Genomic DNA, 19,285 nt, shown 5'->3' with positions numbered 1-19,285 from the left:
TAATTAATTTGCTTGATGATCCACTTTCACTCGTCGGATGAAGATACTGATGACCACACCGATAATAGCAACAATGATACCAAATATAAACGAACTTTGGACACCTTCTGTGAAGGCTTGAATCATTGTAGCTGGATCTTGTGGATTAGCTGCATCTTCCATGAAGCTCTTCTGTCCAGCTGTCATGATAGAGATCGCTACAGCAGTACCAATTGCACCAGCAACCTGTTGCAATGTGTTCATAATAGCTGTTCCATCTGGGTACAGACTAGGAGGTAACTGGTTCAAACCATTTGTCTGTGCTGGCATCATGATCATTGAGATACCAATCATCAAAGCGATATGCAATCCAATGATGAAGCCAGTAGACGTATCTAGAGAAATGGTAGAGAATCCGAACATAACCAAAGTGACAATGATAAGACCAGGAGTAACAAGGAATCTCGGTCCAAATTTATCAAATAGTCCACCCATTACTGGGGAAAGCAAACCATTGATAACACCGCCAGGAAGCATTGTCAGACCAGCAACTAGCGGAGTAAGCGCTAGAGATGTTTGCAAGTACAAAGGCAGCAAGATCATAGAAGAAAGCATAACCATCATACTTACTAAAATCAGTACCAATCCTAATACGAACATTGGATACTTAAATGCATTCAAATTCATCATCGGCTGATCCATCTTAACCTGACGAACAGAGAATAGAATAAGACTCAAGACACCAGCTGCAATAGCAACGATTACGATTGGGTCACCCCAACCTCCGCCTTCACCAGCATGACTGAAGCCATAAACTACTCCACCGAAACCGATAGTCGATAAGATAATAGACAGGATATCGATTTTCGGCTTCGTTAATTGTGTTACGTTTTGCATGAAGAATGCACCGAAAACAAGTGCAACTAATAGCAATGGCAAGGAGAACCAGAAGATCCAATGCCAAGTTAATTTATCGATGATCAACCCTGAAATTGTCGGCCCTACTGCAGGTGCGAACATAATAACTAGCCCGATCAATCCCATTGCTTTACCACGTCGATGCGGCGGGATGATGTTCAAGATAGTGTTGAACATTAGCGGCAGCAATAGCGCAGTTCCGACTGCCTGCACAATACGTGCGATCAAAAGTACAGCAAATGATGGTGCAACGGCAGCAATGATAGTACCGATAATTGAGAACACTAAAGATGTTAAAAATAGCTGACGCGTCGTGAACCACTGCATGATTAAACCAGAAACCGGCACAAGCACACCAAGTGTCAATAGATAACCCGTAGTCAGCCATTGAGCTGAAGATGCTGAGATACCAAATCCATTAATAATATTCTGCAGCGCAATATTCAACGCTGTCTCACTGAACAGACCGACAAAACCAGCAATCAAGAATGAGATGATGATTGGCATAGCTTTGATTTCGCTGCTATTCACTGCTGTTGAAGCAGTATTATTACTATCCATTTGCAAAGCTTTCTCCTCCAATGTGGAATTATTGTTTAAGTAATGACGGAAGCTGTCTCGCCACACTATATAGCGGGCTTCCCGATGCACTTGTCAGAGCCAGGGTTACGGCCCCTTCTATCAAGGCATTTATCGTAACGGCTAAATCATTCGCCATTTCCTTTTCATAGCCAAAAGCGATCAATCGATTTGCGTACAATGCCTGCCAGTCAGCATAAGCATGCTGGCAACTGTTTCGCAGCGCTTCATGCGTCGCTGCAGTTTCCGACGCAATCAGTCCGATTTGAACACCTTCCATTTGATGTTTTTTTTCAAAATCGGAAGCAATCTTATGGATATGATACTGAAAAGCCTCTGCTGCAGTATCCTTCTCCTCCAGATCCTTTGCGGCTCCTTCGAGGACATGCTTCTTCATCAGCTTAATTGCTTCTACTGCAATCTCTTCTTTCCCATTGGGAAAATGATAGTACAGCGAACCTTTAGGAGCACCGCTTTCCTCAATAATCTGATTCAAGCCTGTGCCATGATAACCCTGACGCTGGAACAGCTCTGAAGCGGTACGTAAGATAAGTTCTTTTGTGCTTTCCTTCTTTTTCACTGTCCCATACAACCTTGCACCCCTTAAATTATAACGATTGGTCTAGATAATAATAATTTCTTTTGTTTGAACTGTCAAGAATGTAATCTGCAATTTTATTTATTAATTTAATGTAAATTCTCATGCGTCATAGGAAAGGCAATGTTATAGTACAAATGAATTTTCATAACACGTTTCACCCCATTCCAACGATTAATATATGGAAAGGAACACTGAATATGACGAATACCTCAAAAAAATTATCAAATCTCCTTACTATCTTTTTAATTTCTTTCCGCTTAGGATGTACATCATTTGGTGGTCCTATTGCTCATCTCGGTTACTTTCAGGAAACATATGTACGGAACAAACGCTGGATCGATGAACACACATATGCCAATTTGGTTGCACTGAGCCAATTCCTTCCCGGCCCTGCCAGCAGTCAAGTCGGTATTGGCATCGGAATTATAAGAGGCGGGATCATTGGAGGAATTATCTCATTTATCGGGTTTACCCTGCCTTCGGTTCTGATACTCATCTTATTCGCCCTATTTACGGGGCAAACAAACCTTTCAGATGCAGGCTGGATTCAAGGATTGAAGCTAGTCGCAGTTGCTGTTGTTGCTCATGCCGTACTTGGAATGAGCCAAAAACTCACAGCTAACTCTATTACGAAGGGCATTGCCTTAGGTGCGCTTGTCCTGACACTTTTATGGCCTCATCAATTATCTCAGCTGCTGGCACTATTGCTTGCAGCAGGTGTTGGATACTTTCTGCTTCGTCCAAATCAAAAAGGTGAGGAATCCGGTCATTTACATATTTCTATCAGTAAGAGAACTGGCGCGATTTGCCTTAGTCTGTTTTTCCTTTTGTTAGCCGGACTGCCTATGATCCGCGCTATAACAGATTCTCCGTTTCTTGCCATGGCCGACAGCTTCTATAGATCCGGCTCACTTGTATTCGGAGGCGGTCATGTTGTACTTCCGCTTTTGGAGCGAGAATTCGTCCCAAGCGGTTTGATTAGTCAGCAAGATTTTCTTGCAGGATACGGAGCTGCTCAGGCAGTCCCTGGGCCACTCTTTACATTTGCAGCATATCTAGGGACCGTGCTTTACGGATGGCAAGGCGGATTATTAGCTACTGCAGCTATTTTCCTTCCAGCTTTTCTGCTCTTGATCGGAGCACTGCCATTCTGGACGAGTCTGCAAAAAAACAGTAGCTTCCGCAAAGCCTTCGCTGGAATAAATGCTGCAGTAGTAGGAATATTAATCAGCGCCTTTTTCATCCCTATTTGGTCATCGACTATTCACACAGCCACTGATATTGCACTTGCCGCAATCTTTTACTGCCTGCTTGCTTTTTGGAAGGTCCCGGCGTGGGTTATCGTATTTCTCGGTGCTGCTTGCGGCTTGATTTTGTAAAGATTCGTAAACACATAAGAAAAAGCCTGGTACCCCGAAGGATATCAGGCTTTTTCTCGTACTGGTGCTCTTTTGCTGATTATGATTAATAGGACCGTCAACGATAACATGATCAGACAGCCAGTCTGCACTGCTACTGCTACACTCGTCAGCTGATTGATACCAGCTAAAACTGCTGTCATCCCGATTATTAAGATCGATTCTATTGATTGATACATACTCAGCATACGACCCATCTTTTCAACTGAAACATGCTCTTGCATATAAGTTATATACCCAGTATTCGCAAAAGCAAGCGCTCCGGATAAAATGAAAACACCCACACTCGCCGGAAGAAAGCTTTGAGAAAAAGCAAACAGCACATACCCTAACGCTCCTCCGACTCCCCCATAAGTAAGCAGCTGAATGGCACGAAAATGGCGACTTACAATAGTCAACAGTATAGAACCTGAAATAAAACCGATTCCAGCAATACTTACAAGCAGTCCATAAGCAGGCTCTGATAATCCGATTGCTTCTGCAGAAAAAGCAACTTCCATCGAATCGACAGCTGCAGTCATGACAGTGATGCAGCTGAACAGCAGCAGCAAAAGAGTCAGCATGACGAACTTTTTACTGAAAGCTGTAACAAGACGCCAATCTTCCTTCCAAATTTGCAGCCACTTTTTTTCTGTTCTTTCTTCCAAGATGACTTTTACAGACGGCAAGGCAATGATAATAAAAACTGCTAGTAATAGCAGCATTATATTGGCACTTAAAGCAACCTCAACAGATCCTGCGCCAACCAAAATTCCTGCAGCCGCAGGACCTAAAACAAATCCGCTGCCATCCGCAATAGCACGGTAGGAATTGAATTTCTGCCAGTGCCGTTTTTGGATTAATCCAGTTATATATGGCAAGCTCGCAGGTTCAAAGATAGCACCTGCAGCTGCTACGAAGAAAACCAGTACGTAAATTTGCCACAGTGAATTGGCCATGATCATCCCAGCTATTCCTGAAATCCTTATAACGTACAATAAAATCATCAGCTTCCGATTATCCAACCGATCAATCATACTGCCAGCCCAGCTGTTCATTAGTAACCCTGCTGCAGGCTTGATCATATAAAGGATTGCAACAGCTGCTGCAGCTTGATCTGCTTGCTCGTATACCTTTAAATTCAAAGCAATCAGATACAGCCACTCCCCGCATGATGCACATGCAATTGCGATAAGCATTCCGATAGCACGTAAACGGTATTTCTTCATCTCCATTCCCCTCTCTCTGATTGAAGTGAAGCAATAAAAAAATCCCACCCCCAAGATTGTCATCTTAGGGGCGAGATACCGTCGCGGTGCCACCCTAGTTTCCCCAGCAGGTCACCCAAGCCAGGCTCAAAAAGTACGCGCATTCCTGCGTATACCCTTGCGCGCTAACGGGCGCTCCCGACCTGCCATCATTTTTATCCGGCAAGCAGCTCCGCGGTTTGTTCCAACTGTTCTCCTTCACCCTTTTCACCAATACAGGGATTCTCTGCACAAGGAGTTTACATGCTGTACTATTCCGCTTCATCACTTGTAAATTTTTTCTATAATACCACCTTTAGTCATACAGCGCAATAAGTAGTAAGAATTTTTTGATATATATTTTTAGACAAAAAAAGCAGACATTCCAAAAGGAATGTCTGCTTTTTTAACTTATTAGTAAGCTAAGCTGAATAGGCCTTTTACGTGAGTCAAGTAGCGGATGTTACTTGCTTCTTTCATCATCGTAGCTGGAAGACCTTTCAATGGTGTTTGGTTAGCACCAATGAATGCTACAGCATCCTTGCGGCCAAGGCTTGCAAGTGTACCAGAGTTGATCGGGCTGAAGTTTTCCATTGTTTTGCCTTCAAGGAAAGCAAATAGGTTATAACCTACTAGCTCGCCCATTTGCCAAGCGATTTGTGCAGTTGGTGGCCAAGGGCGACCGTCTTCACCAAAGTATACAGCACTGTCACCGACAACAAATACATCTGGGTGGCTCTTAGACTGAAGGAAGTTGTTAACAGTCGCACGGCCGCGATCTGTTTCAAGTCCTGATTCAGCTACCATTGGAAGCGCTTGTACGCCGCCTGTCCAAACAAATGTATTTGTTTCGATTTTCTGACCATCTTTCAATTCCACGACATTGCCTTCCACGTTCGTTACAGGCAAGCCAAGCAAGAATTCTACGCCGCGTTTTTCCAAGCTGGATTGCGCACGGTCGATTAGATGCTGTGGAAGCATTGGAAGAACCTTTGGACCAGCTTCAACGAGCTGAAGCTTGATTTCTTTAGGATCTACACCGTGAGGCAAGCAGTAAGAAGCAAGCTTGTCCGCGATTTCACCAACTAGCTCAACACCAGTCAGACCGCCGCCACCGATAAGAATTGTTGCATCTGCAGGGTTTTTAGAAGCTGCATATGCTTTAATTTTATCTTGGATTTGGTTGAATACTTTGTTTGCATCATCTGCTGATTTCAATACAAGGCTGTTTTCTTCCAATCCAGGGATACCGAAGTAAGCAGTCTTACTTCCAAGACCTACTACCAAAGCATCGTAAGAAAGCGTATTTCCGCCTGCAAGAACAACTTCTTTCTTGTCGACATTAAAGCCTTCTACTGTTGCTACTTTGAAGTCTACATCCAAACCTTTCAAAAGCTTCTCTACAGGCATTGCCACTGCTTTCTCAGAAATGCTTCCTGCTGCAAGACGGTGAAGCTCAGTGATAATTTGGTGTGTAGGTGTTTTATTGATAAGTGTTACATTCGCTTGCGCTTTAGTGTAATACTTACGTACGTTTTGAGCGGCTAAGACTCCGCCATAACCGGCGCCTAAAATAACGATATTCTTTGCCATACTTAATCCTCCGTCCTTACCTTAAGCTCTTATTTTTGTTTTTGTTTTTCTTTTTCGTTCGCAACTTCAAGATAGCTCTGAACAAAACGGAACATCTTCTGTGCTTGTGGATCCTTCATCAGACGTAGCAAACCGAACAAACCGATTGTTTCGTTGCTTGCTTCTGCGCGATCTTTTGCTTCAATTGCAGTTTGAGCTACTGACTTCACTGAGTCTGTGACTGGGTGAAGCACTTCAGTAATAGCACCTACTGTATCGGATTTCAACACATCATCTGTAGCTACAGCTTGCGCGAAGTCGTAAGAAGCAGTCAAAGCGTTCACAAGTTCATTGATTTTTGGAAGCTGTTCAATTAAAGAAGTCAATGATTCTTGTACTTCAGGTTTTAGCAATTGTGCAGCTAGGTCTTGTTGGCTCTGGCTAACACTTTCGTTTGTTTCTGACATAACGTATTCTCCTTTGCTATGGTAATGCATTATATTTATACGTAAACATTATACTTTGTTGTGAATTTGTTCACAACTGTACGTTCACAATTTGCTCAAAATATCCACCTACAACTTTACTCCTACTTGGAGAACTTGTCAAAAGTTATTTCACACGCGTTAATGATTTTTTTCATTTCCTATTATATATTCGAAAAAAAGACATAATAAAAGCCCTGTCACTCTTCTGCTTTCGTAGCTTTCCCCCTATTTGGGGAAAATATCAATATTATTATGCATTCTTCCCAAAGCTCATATTTTCATAGCGACCGCGGATGACACTGTATACTCCGAACAGAATGAAACCAACCGCTACAATTGCAAGAAGCCAGCGTCCGAATGGCTGCTGTGACACTTCCGAGAGTGCACCATCCAGCCCCTTTGCTTCATCCGGATCGGATTGAATAGCAGTCAGGACAAAAAAGAATCCAACTATAGCAAAAACAATACCTCTGCTAATCAAACCCATACGGCCCGCATGGCGAGCTGCCCGTTTTTCGTGCTTATTCATTTCTCCTGCCTTAAATTTATTCATAAAACTTCCCGTTACACCACTGAAAAATTCAAAGATACCGTATCCGATAATAATAAGCCCGACAGCCGCAACCAGCCACTGTCCGAAGGGATATGTAAGAAGCTTTGCTGTCAGGGATTGTTCGCTCCCTCCGCCACTCCCTTGATTTGTAGCAGCAAAACGAAGCGCATTAAACGCAATACTGGCATATATGATGGTGCTGACGCCATAGCCTATGCGAACAATAATTCCTTTTGCCCCGTTTCCTTCATTGTTCGGATCCTTGATGGCAAGTATCGCATCCCAGCATACATACCCAATTAGCCCTATTCCGATCAGCCATAACAAAACATTTCCGAAGGGCATACCTGCAAGTTTCTGCAGCATACCACCTGTGTCAGTTGTATCTCCTCCCACATGAAGCGCAGCTAATAATGCTAGAACACCGATGAGGGCATAGACGATTCCCTGAGACATATAGCCGATTCGTCCGAATCTGCGGATCCATGGTTTTGTTTCTTCTTTTGTCTCCCTTGCTTTTCGTTTGGCTTCTTGTTTGTCGGCCATAACCGTCTTCCTCTCCTGTTTTAAAAGCTATACCCAAGCCGTGTATAAGAGAAACCAGAAAAATAGTATAGGCAAGCTACCCTTGCACAGATGCCTACATACGATGAAGGAGAAGCAAGAAGGGAGAATGATGATGTACAACGAAAATGATGATAAACAAGAACAGCAACGACAAATTCAATTTCCAGGCGGACCTGGTTTTGGCGGTCCTGGCTCAGGTGGTCCCGGTTTCGGTGGTCCTGGCTTCGGTGGTCCTGGTTTCGGAGGCGGCCAAGGCGGCTTTCCAGGCGGACCTCCTCCAGGAAGTGGCGGACAGCAGGGGCAATTTGGACCTCCTGGACCTCCTCCATCTCAAATTCCACAGCTGCAGTCAGTAGGCACAGGTGGTCCCTCTACATTTGCTGTAGATCCGGGTGGAATCCGTTTCTGTCTTTTCCGATACACTTACATGCAGCTTGAGAACGGGCAGCGCTTCTGGTACTACCCAGTATTTGTCGGCCGCACGTCCATCGCCGGCTTCCGTTGGCGTCCACAGCAGTTCCGCTGGCAGTATTTTGGCATCGATCTCAGACGAGTTGCGGCATTCAGCTGCTTTTAATAAAAAAACAGGCCTTCCTGAAGGCCTGTTTTTCTATTTATTCAGTACGCCCATAAGCTCCGGCAGCCATAGACTCAGAGCTGGAATATAGGCTACTGCAAGGAAAGCAAGAAACACAGGAATGTAGAACAGCAGCAATGGCTTTGTCATTTGTTCTACTGTGACATTGCCGACCTTGGATCCAATAAACAGCACCGTTCCGACCGGTGGTGTAATCGTACCGATAGCAAGCCCCATCGACATAATCGTACCGAAATGAACTGGATCGACTCCGAACTCCAACGCAACAGGCAGCAGGATTGGTGTAAAAATCAGCAATGCAGGCGCGATATCCATGAAGGTCCCGACAAGCAATAAAATCAAGACAATAATCAGCATCAGCACTGCTGCATTACCGCTGAAATCAAGTATTCCGGAAGACAGCATCTGCGGTAGCTTGGAGTACGACAGAATCCAAGACATAGCTCCAGATGCTCCGATCAACAGCAGGATAACGCCGGAGAACATGACTGTATCACGAAGAATCACCGGGATATCCTTCCACTTGAGACTACGGTAAATCAAACTCAGAACCACTGCATAGAGAATTGCTACAGCTGCTCCTTCGGTTGCCGTAAAGACTCCAAAAGAAATCCCGCCAATCACGACTACAATCAGCATCAGACTCGGAATGGCATCCAAAACAACTTTGGCAGCCTGAGAGAAACGGATTGGTTCAGATACAGCAAAACCTTTCCTTTTTGCAACTATGTAAGCAGTAACCATAATCAAGACAGACATCAGGATACCTGGTACATAACCGGCAATGAATAATGCCCCAATTGATGTCCCTCCGCTGAGGACAGAATACAAAATAGGGGTACCACTAGGCGGGATAATCAGACCAGCCGGTGCAGAAGCCACGTTGACGGCTGCTGAATAAGATGGATCATAGCCTTCCTTCTTCTGCATTGGTGCCATAATTTTACCCATCGTTGCTGCAGATGCAATGGCAGAACCAGATAGCGCTCCGAAAAGCGTATTCCCGATAACATTTGTGTGCGCCAAGGAACCAGGTAGTCTTCCTGCCAACAGCTTGGCCAAATTGATCAGACGCAAAGCGATGCCGCCCGTATTCATAATACTTCCAGCCAAAGTGAAGAAAACAAGGGATAAAAGGACAAAGCTATCGATTCCAGCAACAAATTGCTGGGAAACGACTATTAAAATCTCATCAAATGGCAGAAGCATAGCTCCAGCTGCCAACGATGACAAACCAATGCTTATTGCTATGGGAACACCGAAGAAGATTAAGAGAAAAAATAGAGCAAATAAGACGATACCTGCCAAAACGACACTTGTCATGCTGCGTCCCTCCCTCTAGCAGCTTCCTTGCGTGCCATAAGCCGGTTCGTGACTATATAGTAAACACTCAGCAAGCCAGACAACGGTAATGCAGCATATACATAGCCCATCGGCAGACCAAGAACCGGTGAAGTCTGTGTCATGGAGGCAAGCATCAGCTGTGTCCCGCCGATAATAAAGACAACTATCATGAATACCAGAACTGTCACTTCTATAATCAGCTCGGCAGCTTTTTTGTCCTTTGCATGCTTCCATTTGGACATCAAGAACGTCAGCGCAATATGTTCTTTCACACCGAAAGCATAACTGGCTCCGAGCAAACCAACCCAGATGAAGGAAAAACGCAGCACCTCTTCTGTGAAAACGCTCGGATTTTGCAGGACAAATCGAGTGAAGACCTGCCATATGGCACCTGCCACTAAGAAGACAGTTAGCGTACAAGTCACGAGCAAAATACATCTATCAACCCAATACCGTACTTTTTCCACCTCGTTCAGCTCCTTTTCATTTACTGTAACGCCGCGATGTCATCCAGCACTTTCGCCACTTCCGGATCTTCCCGTCTTTCCTCAATCAACGGCTGCACCAGTTTCTTGAACGGCTCCTGATCAAGCTCATTGAAGGTAACACCCATCTCATCCTCAGCCTTTTTTATGCTTTCTTCGATCAGCTGGTCCCAGCGCGCATTATGGTTGTCAGATGAAATTGCCGCAGACTCTTCTACTGCTTGCTGCTGCTCAGGACTCAGACTATCCCATGTCTTCTCGCTCATAATGAGAAAGTCCGGAATGCGTGTATGTTCGTCGTAAGAAAAGTATTTGGCTACCTCACCATGGTTGGCATCTGTAAGGGCGATCGGACTGCTCTCCGCTCCGTCAATGACACCTTGTTGAAGCCCCGTATATACTTCCGGTGCAGGAAGCGGTGTCGGGGAAGCGCCGAGCAGTTCCATTGTCCGAATTGATGTTGTATTCGTCATCGTACGTATTTTCAGTCCATGCAGGTCTTCTGGTTTCTCAATCGGCGTATCTGCTGTATAGAAACTTCTTGCCCCTGCGTCGTAATAAGCGATACCATGCAGGCCGATAGATTCCAGTTCTTCATAAAGGTCCTTTACTATATCGGACACCATAACTTCTTTAAAATGCTCTTCATCTTCAAATACATAAGGCAGACTGAAAATGGAGAAATCAGAGTAAAAGCTCTCCAGCACACCGCCATTTACTTTGGCCATATCAACTACCCCATTCTGGACAAGCTCCAGCATCACCCTCTCATCACCAAGGCCGCCTTCCGTATAAATATCCGTTGCCAGCACACCATCAGTGCGCTGCTCCAGCTCCTCGCTGAATTCCTCCAGACTAGCATACACGGGACTATTTGGATTATGAATGTGCCCCATCGTCAGCTCTCTCGTCTCCTGACCAGCAGCATCTGAAGCCGGAGCGACAGCCATCAGCACAACTATGCCAAGCAATAAAACAGCAAGAATTAGCCACGTTGTTTTCGCTCGTTTCATATTTCACCCTCCACAAGGTATTATAAAGCGCTTACAATAATAAGCATTCAACCGGCTGTGATCAGACGCTCCCCTTTTCGAGTGTCTGAATCACATCGGCCTGTTTAGCTGGTTTACTCCATGGTATTTGTAATTCATATGGCAGTTTTCCACTCATAAAGCATGCATTCATCGTCTGCTCTAAATCGATGACAGTCCGGAGTTTTCCCGCAGTCTGTTTGACTGCTTCTGCAGGAAAAGGGTGCCCAGGCGCAATATTTTGGTGCAACGCTTCAATAATCGCCGCATGACCTAACGCGGTTTCATATGTGCATGGAATGGCACTATCATCCGTTAGTGCAGCGATGCAATAATCCAATTTATCCAAATGATTGGCCTGAGGATTCCCATAAATCTTTTCCTGACCATCTTCCGTGTATGCCGTAATGATTCCTTGATCGAGATTGCAATCATATACAATATAGCCTTTTTCAAACGTATATAAGAATTGAGGTCCTTGCTCTGTTTCCGTGGCATGCGATCCATAAAAGAGCAGTTCGCAGCCAGATTCCGTGTGCATACGAATGGCACACGTATCAAAGGTTTCGATATCATTGGCTCGATACAATTCGGCTTCCAGGCGTTTGATTTGCATCGTTTCCTGAAGCTTATGTCCGAGCACGAAAAGCATATTATGGATGAAGTGAGCAGCTGCATTATTGGCTACACTGTCGCGAATCTGCCGACCATCGGCTGCCATCTGCTTCCCTGACCAGGATGAACGGGAAAAATATGCTTCATCCCGCGGCCATAGCACCATTGTTTTCAGCTGCTTCGGTTTTCCATAGAGCCCACTTTGGATATCTTTCTTAAGCTCCAGGATTGGGGCAGTGAACGACCAGTTGAAACCAATTGCAGCCCACTTCCCTGATTCCGAGATAGCTTGCTCCCACTTCATTTGATCTCGCATATCAGCAAATATCGGTTTTTCGCAAAGAACATTCGAGCCATGTCGAAGCGCAAGGATCGCCTGCTCCGTATGCAAATGAATAGGTGTGGCGATGATGGCTAGATCCGCTTGATTATCCTGATAGAATGCATCCATCGCAGAAAATATCGGGATTCCTCGCTGCTTTACTTGTTCCAAAAGACTGCTTTTCTCCGGATGGATTTCCACGATACCAGCGAATGTGATGTCCTCACGCTTCAGCAATGCATCCAAGTAATGCTCACCGTATCCATTCATCCCAATTAAAACGACCGATTGCTTCATCGCTTCTCTCCTACCTTTATCAGGCTGATTGCCTGCTCCTGTGCCTGGATTGCCAGAGCCGCCGCCTGGAAAGTATGCTCCTGAGTCATTGCTGTTTCCGTCCCTTGCTGACAATCAGTAATCAATTGTCTGAAATACGGAATTCCTATCTTTCCATTAGCTGAAAAATACACTTCCTCCTGATCCGTTACTACATACAGATGGTTCCCTTCTGCAGAGCGTGCTACATCCGTGTATTTTCGCAGTTCCACAAACCCATTTGTACCGTGCAGCACCGTTCGTCCGTCTCCCCAGACCCGAAGTCCATCAGGCGTGAACCAGTCAACACGGAAATATTGGCTGACGCCTGTATTAGTGACCAGTGTCGCATCACCGAAATCCTGCCAAGCACCATGCTGCGGATGGGCATAGTTTGCTACCTTACTATGCAGTACCTCTGCCTCTTTACTTCTCGCATAATGAAGCAGCTGCTCGATCTGGTGACTACCAATATCACAAAGAATACCGCCATTTTTCTGAGGATCAAAAAACCAATCCGGCCTTGTCTCTGCCCGAAGTCGGTGTGGTCCCGAACCAGTGAGCTGATAGAGTTCTCCAATCAGCCCCTCTTGTACAATATTATCTGCCAGTAGTGCCGCTTCTACAGCTAATCGTTCACTATAGAACACCGCCCATTTCTTTCCTGTACGGCGCACTGCTTCCTCGGCCGCCTGCAATTGAGCCATCGTCGTAAATGGAGCCTTTGCTGAAAGAAAATGCTTCTCGTGCTCCAACACCTGGATGCCTAATGCCCCGCGCTCAGATGGCACAATACTTGTTGCAATCAAGTCCACCTCGCTGTGCAGAATCTGGGACAGCTCTGAGACGACTTCTCCTGTTTGAAATTTTTGGTGAAGAGCATTTGCTTGATCCAGATTTCTGTCATAGATGTGAATTAGCTGCGCTCCTGCATCCAAGAGTCCTTGCACCATACTGTAGATATGCGGATGATCCAGCCCCGCAACTGAAAAAGCGAAAGGGGCTGTTATCTTACTGTCAGCAGCTTTTGCAGCTTCTTGAGCTAACTCCTCTAATTGATTAAGCAGTGCCATTTTTCAGCTCCCCTTATACGTGCGCTTGATAGCAGCGCTTCATTTGATGGAGCACCTCATCGCCTGGCTGATCCCATATCTCCTGATTGATGATTTCCACTTCAATTGGTCCTTGATAGCCTGCTTCCTCCACCATGCTGCGCATCTCACGCAGATTTATGACGCCATCTCCCATCATGGCTCGCCCCTTGAACATATCCTTCATCGGTACCTTCCAATCTGACACATGGAAGCCTAGTATCTTACCCTTTGCCCGATCAATCTGGCGACTCAGCTCCGGATCCCACCAAACATGGAAGGCATCCACTACTACCCCAAGATGATCTGATTGCAGCTTCTCCGCCATAGTGTTGGCCTGACCAAGTGTATTGATAACAGAACGATCAGCTGCATACATAGGATGAAGCGGCTCAATTCCAAGCTTTACACCCAGTTCTTCCGCATATGGGAGTATTGCTTCTATTCCTGCCTCCACCCAATGACGGCCCTGGGCGATACTTTTGTCGGCAGCCGGACCGCAAACGAGTACCAGCACATCTGTACCCAATGTCTTCGCATCTTCTATTGCTCGTTTGTTGTCATCTATACGCTGCTGCCTCTCACGCTCTGTAGCTGCTGGAAACATGCCGCCACGGCAAAGACTGGACACGCGCAAGCCGTATTCCGTCAACAGTTTTTTTGCCTCTTTCACACCGATTTCCTCCAGCTTATGCCGCCAAATGGATATCCAGTGGATATCATGACGGGCACAGCCTTGGATTGCTTCGGTCAGTGACCAGTTTTCTGTCGTAATCTGATTCAGACTAAGAAGCTGTAAATCGGCCTTTGTCATGACATCACCTTCTGTTCAATACCTGCAAGCTTCAATACAAGCTGCATCCGCTCTGCTGCAAGCGCCGGATCCACTAGGACGCCCGCTTGATCAGCAAGTCTGAACAGCTCACTCAAATGGAGAACCGACCGGGCTCCTTCTGCACCGCCGATCATCCGGAAATGAGATTGATACCCATTCAAATATGCCAGGAAAACAACACCTGTTTTGTAGGCGTATGTTGGTGTTTCAAAGATATGCCTTGCAAGCGGTACCGTCTTATCGAAGATTTCCCGATATTGGTCCTGATCATCGGCATCAAGTGCGCGTAGTGCCTCAGAAGCAGCTGGTGCAATCGCATCAAAGATACCTAGCAACGCATGGCTAAATTGCACTCCATCACCTTGAATCAGCTCTGGATAATTAAAATCATCTCCTGTATACATCCGAACCGATGCTGGGAGCTTTGCTCGCATCTCGATTTCTTTGTCCTTATCAAGCAGAGAAATCTTAATACCGTCGATTTTCCCTTCGTACTGATGAATCAATTCCAAGCAGTCGTCCATCGCACGGCTGATTGTTTCCGATCCCCAGTAGCCAGTCAATTTCGGATCGAACATCGGACCGAGCCAATGGAGGATAACCGGATTCTGCACTCCGTCAAGCACATGCCCGTATACGTTCTTGTAATCCGCTGCCGATCGTGCACTGGCTGCCAATGCTCGGCTCGCCATCAGGATGATCCGGCTTCCGGTACCTTCGACGAATGTACATTGCTCTTCGTAAGCCTGCTTAATCTCCGACATCGTATACGTACTGTCAGCCGGCAAATGATCCGTCCCTGCTCCCGAAGCAAGCAATGCCTTCTCTTTTTTTGCTTCTTCTGCGCTTATGGAAATTAATTCTTTCGCCATCTCATATGTGAGTCCCATGCCTCGCTGCGCTGTATCCATTGCCTCTGCTACGCCGAATCCAAGCTTCCACAGCGCTTTCCGATAAGCTAAAGTTGCATCCCAATCAATCGCTCCGCCTAAGATAGGGTGTGCTTCAGATTGCGCATCCGCAACGACATGAGCAGCCGAATAGGCTGTTCTTGTCCGAAAAGCACCTTCTGTCGGAAAAGTGGAAGCTGGATGAACCAATGTGTACGCCTCTAATGAACGACCTTGCTTTGGTAAAAGAATCGTTGTCATGCTGCTTCCTCCTTTATACTTCCAGACTCGGAACAGTGACCCATTTCTTCTCGCGCCATGCTTCCAGCCCAAGATCTGACAGCTGGGTACCTTTTGCGCCCTCTAGCAAGTCCCAAGGGAATGCCGTATCTTCTTCTATATGCTTCAAAAACAGCTCCCATTGAATCTTGAATCCATTGTCATACGTACGATTCTCCGGCAATGTCTCCCATTGGGAACGGAAATCAATTGCATTAGGTATATCCGGATTCCACACTGGCTTCGGTGTTGTGACACGATGCTGGACCTTACAATCCCGCAGACCAGCTACTGCGCTTCCCAGTGTCCCATCCACTTGGAAGGTAACTAGATCATCTCGGTCAACTCTTGTCGTCCAAGAGGAGTTTGCCTGTACAACTATCCCGTTCTTAAGGGCAAAAATTGCATATGCTGCATCATCGGCTGTTGCTTTATAGCGATTGCCCGCTTCATCCACCCGGTATGGAATATGAGTCGCACCAAGACAAGTCAGACTATCGATTTCCCCAAAAAGATGATCAATGACATAGCGCCAGTGCGCAAACATATCAACAATGATTCCGCCGCCATCTTCGGCACGGTAATTCCAGCTTGGACGTTGCGCCTCCTGCCAATCACCTTCGAATACCCAATATCCAAAGTCCAGTTTTACGGACAATATGTCTCCGAAGTAATCGCTATCGATCAGATGCTTCAGCTTCAGCAATCCAGGAAGGAAAAGCTTATCTTGCACTACCCCGTTTTTCACACCATTCTCGCGTGCCAATCTTGCTAGTTCCAAGGATCCTTCCAAGCTGGTAGCCGTCGGTTTCTCACAATAAATATGCTTGCCTGCTTCGATCGCCTGCTTGATGCTGGCTTCCCGGCGATTGGTAGTTTGTGAATCAAAGTAAATCTGGTTATAGTCGTCAGCCAAAGCAGCCTCCAAATCGGTGCTGTAGCGCTCTACGCTATTCTCTCCTGCAAGTTTGGCGAGCTTCTCTTCATTCCTTCCGACGAGAATCGGATCCGGCAGCAAGCGATCTCCGTTAGAAAGCAGCACACCACCCTCCGCACGAATTGCTGCAATGGACCTGACAAGATGCTGATTTGTTCCCATTCTTCCTGTTACACCGTTCATGATTATCCCAATTTTCTTTGTCGCCATCCTTACGCCCTCCCATTATCCTTATTAAAGATAGTATAAGTAAAGCGTTTACATCTTTCTTATCATTCTCTTCTGATATTCTCAATTTCGGAAATCATCTGTGGTTCGCCGATAGACATTCGGTGTCACACCAACATATTTTTTAAAGACACGATAAAATGTCGAGACCGCTTCAAATCCAACTTCAAAGCAGATCGAAACAATTTCTCTATCGGATTCACGCAGCATCTTCTTCACCTTCAGCAGCCTTACCTCTGTCAGAAACTGATAAGGCGTCGTATCATACATTTCTTTAAAAATTTGATTCATGTACCGGCTGCTCACACCAGCTTTAGCCGCAACTTCTTCCATACTGGCAATCTCAAAATATCGTGTTTCAAAGTGATGCTTGAGCCACTTCGCCCGCCTTGTATTTGTATCCTGTGTTGTATCTTCCTGCTGCATGATAGCAAGCTGATAAAGCACCTGAGCAAGCAGGAGCTTCAGCCCCATCGTATGAATGGGGTGGTTTTGGGATTGTTCGAATAGCATCTTCCGCAGCAGCTGACGAAGCTCACTGCTTTCGAATAAAGATAGATTTAAGACACGAGACTCAGCAAACACTGGCTCGAGAAGATAAGAAACAACATCGTTTGTCAAATGACGGATATCGAATTCCAGCACGAGCACCGTCATCTTAGAATGAGCTTGGATTGCATGATTTGTATGCGGGGAGATGAGCACGATACTGTCAGGCTGCAGCTTCTGGATCCTGATGCCCAATTCACATTCCCCTTCTCCATCCAGGACATATAGCAGCTGATGTGTGTCATGCTGATGCCTGGCCACCTCATCCTTTTCCTGGTGTTTATTTTCATAAAGTCTGATCATCTTGTCTGCCTACCTCCAATAAAAAAAGGCCGGGATGCATAGGAGGCATCCCGGCCTTTTTCTTTATTCACGATTCTTAAGCTTCCAGCATCGGAAGCTGTTTTTGTTCCAGGATGCGCAGTTCAATCATAAGTATCTGGTGGTTATCCATTTCGATAACCTCCCACTCATTTCCTGCTACATCCACCACAGTCGTTTGAGAATCTACTTCGTCGTTCTTAACAAAAATCCAGCCTCCGATTGTATCGACATCTTCTCGATTGTCGAACACAGAGCCAAATTGATCCTCCAGATCATCCAGCAGTACACGACCGTTGATATGAAACGTACGATCGGACACTTCCTGAATATCCGGCACTTCATCTTCATCGAATTCGTCATGGATTTCGCCGACGATCTCTTCCAGAATGTCCTCCATCGTCAGAATACCTGCAGTTCCGCCGTATTCATCCACTACGAGTGCAATATGCACACGTTCAGTCTGCATCTTCAAAAGAGCATCCTGCAACGACGTTCCTTCATGGATAAGCGGCAGCTCATGGATGAAGTTAGGCAGACTTTGTCTTCTGCCGGCTGCAAAATCCGTAAGCATTTCCTTCACATTGACGAAACCGATGATATGGTCTTTATCTCCATCCTCCGTCACAAGATAACGTGTGAACTGATGTTCATCGATGATCTCGATTACTTCTGCAGCTGTCATGGATTTCTCCAAGGTGACCACTTGTGTCCGCGGCACCATGATATCCTTCGCCACACGCTCGTCGAATGTGAAAATATTTTCCATATAACTAAGTTCTGTTTTGTTAATTTCACCACTTTGATAGCTTTGCGTCATGATGATACGCAGTTCCTCTTCCGAGTGTGCTGATTCATGAGCCGCCGGCTTCACACCGAACAACTTCAGAAATACACGAGCAGAACCATTCAGCAAATAGATGAACGGAGCCATTAGCTTACCAAACCAATATAACGGCGGACCTAAAATTAACGTCAATTGCTCCGTATACTGGATTGCTAGTGTCTTCGGCGCCAATTCACCAATTACAACGTGCAAGAAAGTGACCGACGCAAAAGCAATGGCGTAGGAAAGTAAAGTAGAAACAGATTCAGACAATCCAAAATCATTGAACAGCGGGTGCAAGATTTTCTCTACTGTAGGTTCGCCTAATGCACCTAGCACAAGCGCCGTTACAGTAATACCCAGCTGGCAGGCTGATAAGTAATAATCAAGATTATTCACTAGCTTACTAACAATGATTGCCCGTTTGTTACCTTCCGCAACAAGCTGGTCGATCCGGGACATACGCACCTTCACAACTGAAAACTCTGCACCTACGAAAAAGGCTGTAAAAATGATGAATAACACTACTAAACTTAAATTAATGACTATTGATGGGTCCAATTAATTCCCTTCGTTAATTGAAGGGACTCACCTCGCTTATTTGTTTGATAGTTTACAAGCAGATTAATAAAACAGCTGCGACACCTCGACGAGGAGCAGCGCCAGCAAAACTTCTGTTATATAAGGTTGTTATCTTCAGCAAAGCCTTCCCAATGCA

18 protein-coding genes and 1 other annotated feature are annotated in these 19,285 nt (G+C 45.6%); of the genes, 2 read left to right on the top strand and 16 right to left on the bottom strand.

The genetic code is table 11. The annotated features are described in order from the left end of the window. Positions 1-3 precede the first annotated feature (3 nt). Together GZ22_RS00590 and GZ22_RS00585 are read right to left on the bottom strand one after the other, a co-directional pair. Positions 4-1,458 (bottom strand): DHA2 family efflux MFS transporter permease subunit, encoded by a 1,455-nt coding sequence (locus GZ22_RS00590; protein ID WP_051747897.1) that lies wholly within the window; start codon positions 1,456-1,458, stop codon positions 4-6. Between the two features lie 28 nt (positions 1,459-1,486). Beyond that, the gene (locus tag GZ22_RS00585; protein WP_245609693.1) at positions 1,487-2,068 is read right to left on the bottom strand and encodes a TetR/AcrR family transcriptional regulator; all 582 of its coding nucleotides are present in this window, start codon (positions 2,066-2,068) and stop codon (positions 1,487-1,489) included. 206 nt (positions 2,069-2,274) lie between these two features. Between GZ22_RS00585 and chrA the strand changes: the two genes are divergently transcribed. Then, positions 2,275-3,456, top strand: a complete 1,182-nt coding sequence (gene chrA / locus GZ22_RS00580; protein ID WP_038557691.1) for a chromate efflux transporter — start codon at positions 2,275-2,277, stop codon at positions 3,454-3,456. Between the two features lie 44 nt (positions 3,457-3,500). Here chrA and GZ22_RS00575 read toward each other — a convergent pair whose 3' ends face one another. From GZ22_RS00575 to GZ22_RS00560, 4 genes are all read right to left on the bottom strand, one after another. Then, on the bottom strand, positions 3,501-4,703 hold the full coding sequence (locus tag GZ22_RS00575; RefSeq protein ID WP_051747896.1) for an MFS transporter: 1,203 nt from the start codon (positions 4,701-4,703) through the stop codon (positions 3,501-3,503). 63 nt (positions 4,704-4,766) lie between these two features. Continuing rightward, positions 4,767-5,016: a binding site (T-box leader), on the bottom strand. Positions 5,017-5,135: 119 nt separating this feature from the next. Next, entirely contained in the window at positions 5,136-6,314 is a 1,179-nt protein-coding gene (locus tag GZ22_RS00570; RefSeq protein WP_038557688.1) for an NAD(P)/FAD-dependent oxidoreductase, read from the bottom strand. A 29-nt stretch (positions 6,315-6,343) separates the two neighbouring features. Beyond that, positions 6,344-6,760 carry a DUF1641 domain-containing protein gene (locus GZ22_RS00565; protein WP_038557686.1) on the bottom strand — a complete coding sequence of 139 codons (417 nt, stop codon included), beginning with the start codon at positions 6,758-6,760 and terminating at the stop codon, positions 6,344-6,346. Positions 6,761-7,031: 271 nt separating this feature from the next. Then, positions 7,032-7,880 (bottom strand): DUF1206 domain-containing protein, encoded by an 849-nt coding sequence (locus GZ22_RS00560; protein ID WP_038557685.1) that lies wholly within the window; start codon positions 7,878-7,880, stop codon positions 7,032-7,034. Positions 7,881-7,983: 103 nt separating this feature from the next. Here GZ22_RS00560 and GZ22_RS00555 point away from each other — a divergent pair, with 103 nt between their 5' ends. Then, on the top strand, positions 7,984-8,478 hold the full coding sequence (locus GZ22_RS00555) for a hypothetical protein (protein ID WP_174416606.1): 495 nt from the start codon (positions 7,984-7,986) through the stop codon (positions 8,476-8,478). A gap of 33 nt (positions 8,479-8,511) precedes the next feature. Here GZ22_RS00555 and GZ22_RS00550 read toward each other — a convergent pair whose 3' ends face one another. From GZ22_RS00550 to GZ22_RS00505, 10 genes are all read right to left on the bottom strand, one after another. After that, positions 8,512-9,822, bottom strand: a complete 1,311-nt coding sequence (locus GZ22_RS00550; RefSeq protein WP_038557683.1) for a TRAP transporter large permease — start codon at positions 9,820-9,822, stop codon at positions 8,512-8,514. Then, complete coding sequence (locus tag GZ22_RS00545) at positions 9,819-10,310, bottom strand: TRAP transporter small permease (RefSeq protein ID WP_038557682.1); 492 nt, start codon at positions 10,308-10,310, stop codon at positions 9,819-9,821. The genes GZ22_RS00550 and GZ22_RS00545 overlap by 4 nt, the downstream gene beginning before the upstream one ends. Before the next feature lie 20 nt (positions 10,311-10,330). Then, on the bottom strand, positions 10,331-11,341 hold the full coding sequence (locus tag GZ22_RS00540; RefSeq protein WP_038557680.1) for a TRAP transporter substrate-binding protein: 1,011 nt from the start codon (positions 11,339-11,341) through the stop codon (positions 10,331-10,333). 61 nt (positions 11,342-11,402) lie between these two features. Then, entirely contained in the window at positions 11,403-12,593 is a 1,191-nt protein-coding gene (locus GZ22_RS00535; protein ID WP_038557679.1) for a Gfo/Idh/MocA family protein, read from the bottom strand. Beyond that, complete coding sequence (locus GZ22_RS00530) at positions 12,590-13,684, bottom strand: Gfo/Idh/MocA family protein (RefSeq protein ID WP_123921876.1); 1,095 nt, start codon at positions 13,682-13,684, stop codon at positions 12,590-12,592. The genes GZ22_RS00535 and GZ22_RS00530 overlap by 4 nt, the downstream gene beginning before the upstream one ends. A 13-nt stretch (positions 13,685-13,697) precedes the next feature. Continuing rightward, positions 13,698-14,516: a sugar phosphate isomerase/epimerase family protein gene (locus GZ22_RS00525; RefSeq protein WP_038557677.1), complete on the bottom strand. Its 819-nt coding sequence runs from the start codon at positions 14,514-14,516 to the stop codon at positions 13,698-13,700. Next, positions 14,513-15,688 (bottom strand): dihydrodipicolinate synthase family protein, encoded by a 1,176-nt coding sequence (locus GZ22_RS00520; RefSeq protein ID WP_038557674.1) that lies wholly within the window; start codon positions 15,686-15,688, stop codon positions 14,513-14,515. The genes GZ22_RS00525 and GZ22_RS00520 overlap by 4 nt, the downstream gene beginning before the upstream one ends. A 13-nt stretch (positions 15,689-15,701) precedes the next feature. After that, on the bottom strand, positions 15,702-16,853 hold the full coding sequence (locus GZ22_RS00515; protein ID WP_038557671.1) for a Gfo/Idh/MocA family protein: 1,152 nt from the start codon (positions 16,851-16,853) through the stop codon (positions 15,702-15,704). An 81-nt stretch (positions 16,854-16,934) separates the two neighbouring features. Next, positions 16,935-17,723 carry a helix-turn-helix transcriptional regulator gene (locus tag GZ22_RS00510; protein WP_038557670.1) on the bottom strand — a complete coding sequence of 263 codons (789 nt, stop codon included), beginning with the start codon at positions 17,721-17,723 and terminating at the stop codon, positions 16,935-16,937. A gap of 76 nt (positions 17,724-17,799) precedes the next feature. Next, a complete protein-coding gene (locus tag GZ22_RS00505; protein WP_038557668.1) occupies positions 17,800-19,128 on the bottom strand; it encodes a hemolysin family protein in 1,329 nt (442 codons plus the stop codon). Positions 19,129-19,285: the final 157 nt, after the last annotated feature.

Origin of the sequence: Terribacillus saccharophilus (assembly GCF_000725365.1) — a bacterium.
Taxonomy (GTDB): domain Bacteria; phylum Bacillota; class Bacilli; order Bacillales; family Amphibacillaceae; genus Terribacillus; species Terribacillus saccharophilus.
This window is presented reverse-complemented; position numbering and strand designations above follow the sequence as displayed.